Raw genomic sequence first — 2,192 nt, forward strand, 5'->3', positions numbered from 1 at the left:
AAACACCACTACTCACGCTTATCTCCCTATCTCCCACCTTCTATCTCCTACCTACTATTTTCATCCTCATTTGTGAACCAACGGTTCATGAGTGTTTCCCCTGAAAATAGCCTTTGGAGTGCGAAAGATTGCTTTCGCTTTTCCTCCTGCGAAAGCGGTAGCAAGCTACCGCACTCCATATATTTTCATCGTCCTTTGTGAGTCGCAGACTCATGAGCGTTTCTCCTTATTATCTCAGGTAGAGGATGTGGCTATTTTGCGACGATGTCCAAAAGAAATCGAGATAACGGTTGGGTATTAATGATTATGTCTTTAGTCAATCCTGCTCTTCTGGCTACCCCTACTCCTAATTTCATCATCCATAATTGTTGTAAGTGATGGGCATCGGTATCAATTACAAATTTACAGTCAAATTCTTTTGCCCTTCGGCAGTTTATATCATTTAAATCCAGCCGTTCATAATAAGAATTTATCTCAAGTACAGTTTGAGTTTGGCTTGCCTTTTGTAAAATCTTCTCCAGGTCAATTTCATATCCTTCCCGAGTGCCAATTAATCTTCCGGTTGGATGAGAGATTATATCGACTAAAGGATGCTCCATTGCCCGACAGATTCTCTCGGTTACATTATGTTTGAAACCCATATGAATTGCGGCAACAACTATATCTAACTGTTCTAATATTTTATCTGGATAATCTAAAGTTCCATCGGGTTTTATATCTACTTCATTACCTGCTAAGATTTTAATTCCGCCAATCTTTTCGTTTAATCTTCTAATTTCCTCAATCTGATGTAACAATTCATCTGCGGTCAACCCACCGGCATATTTAACCGATTGAGAATGGTCACAAATAGCGATGTATTTATATCCCATGTTTTTCGCATGACGGGCAATGTCTTCAATTGAAGAAGACCCATCAGAATAATTTGTATGAATATGAAGGTCTCCTTGAATATCATCAAGTTGCACTAATTGAGGTAGATTGTTTGCTTGTTCTATTTCTCCTAAATCTTCTCGTAGTTCTGGAGGTATCCAGGGTAAATCCAGTGAAAGATAAACATCTTCTTCGTTTTTCCCACCAATCTTTTTCTCACCTTTAAATACACCATACTCATTTATTTTCAATCCCTTTTTCTTTGCCATTTCACGAAGTTTAATATTATGAGCCTTTGAGCCAGTAAAGTATTGAAGTGCCGCACCAAAAGACTCCTCCTCAACTACACGCACATCTACCTGTATTCCATCCTCAGTAATTATTGAACCTTTAGTCTCACCAGCGGCTAAGATATCTTTCACCTGCGGTAAATGGACAAAATAATCAATTATCTTTCGCCCATTTTTACCTGTAACTAAAATATCAATATCGCCAATCGTTTCTTTTAATCGACGCAGACTTCCCGCCGGTGAAATTTTAGAGACCTCAGGTAATTTCTGTAATTCTGTAATTAATTCTTCTACCAAAGGCAAGGCAAATCCCAGTAAGATTCTTTCTCTGCTTGCCTGAAATAATTTAATCCCTCTTTTGATGTTTTCTATCTTTTTCTCACCCATTTGAGGTAATCTGGCTAAAAAACCATTTTCAATTACCCGTTGCAGGTCTAATAGATTTTTAACCCCTAATTCTTTAAAAACAAGGGCTAAAGTTTTTGGTCCTAATCCCTGGATACCAAGTAATTCTATCAAACTATCCGGGACATCAGCCTTAATTTCCTCGTATTTTGTCATCGTCCCTGTTTTTATGTATTCATCAATCTTCTTTGCAATCCCTTCCCCTACACCATCAATTTCCATTAATTTCCCTTGTTTTGCCAGTATTTCAATATCATCCGTCAGGTCTTCAATTACACGTGCCGCTTTACGATAGGCATTAACCTTAAATGGATTTTCTCCTTTAAATTCTAAAATATCCGCCATATGATTGAAGATATTCGCAATTTGGGTATTTTTAATAGTAATTTACCTCCGTTGTAAGATGCAGGCATTCTGTATTGTAACTATTCACCGCAGAGACGCGGAGACACAGAGAAAAAATTAAAATCTATTGGCTATACACTTAATTCCATCTATTAGAACAGAAACATTAAAATTGATCAATAAACCTATCCTTTTATTCATCATTTTTAGATAGGTTAAAAGTTGAGCTTCGTGAATCGGAAGTAGTTGCTCGACTGCTTTTAATTCTACGATAACTTT

2 protein-coding genes are annotated in these 2,192 nt (G+C 37.1%); both read right to left on the reverse strand.

The annotated features are described in order from the left end of the window. Positions 1 to 251: 251 nt before the first annotated feature. Positions 252 to 1,913, reverse strand: a complete 1,662-nt coding sequence (gene polX / locus AB1414_19625) for a DNA polymerase/3'-5' exonuclease PolX (protein MEW6609624.1) — start codon at positions 1,911 to 1,913, stop codon at positions 252 to 254. A 117-nt stretch (positions 1,914 to 2,030) separates the two neighbouring features. Then, positions 2,031 to 2,192, reverse strand: a 162-nt coding sequence (locus AB1414_19630; protein ID MEW6609625.1) for a GxxExxY protein, incomplete at its 5' end; no start/stop codon positions are given.

Source organism: bacterium (genome assembly GCA_040755795.1).
Taxonomy (GTDB): domain Bacteria; phylum UBA9089; class CG2-30-40-21; order CG2-30-40-21; family SBAY01; genus JBFLXS01.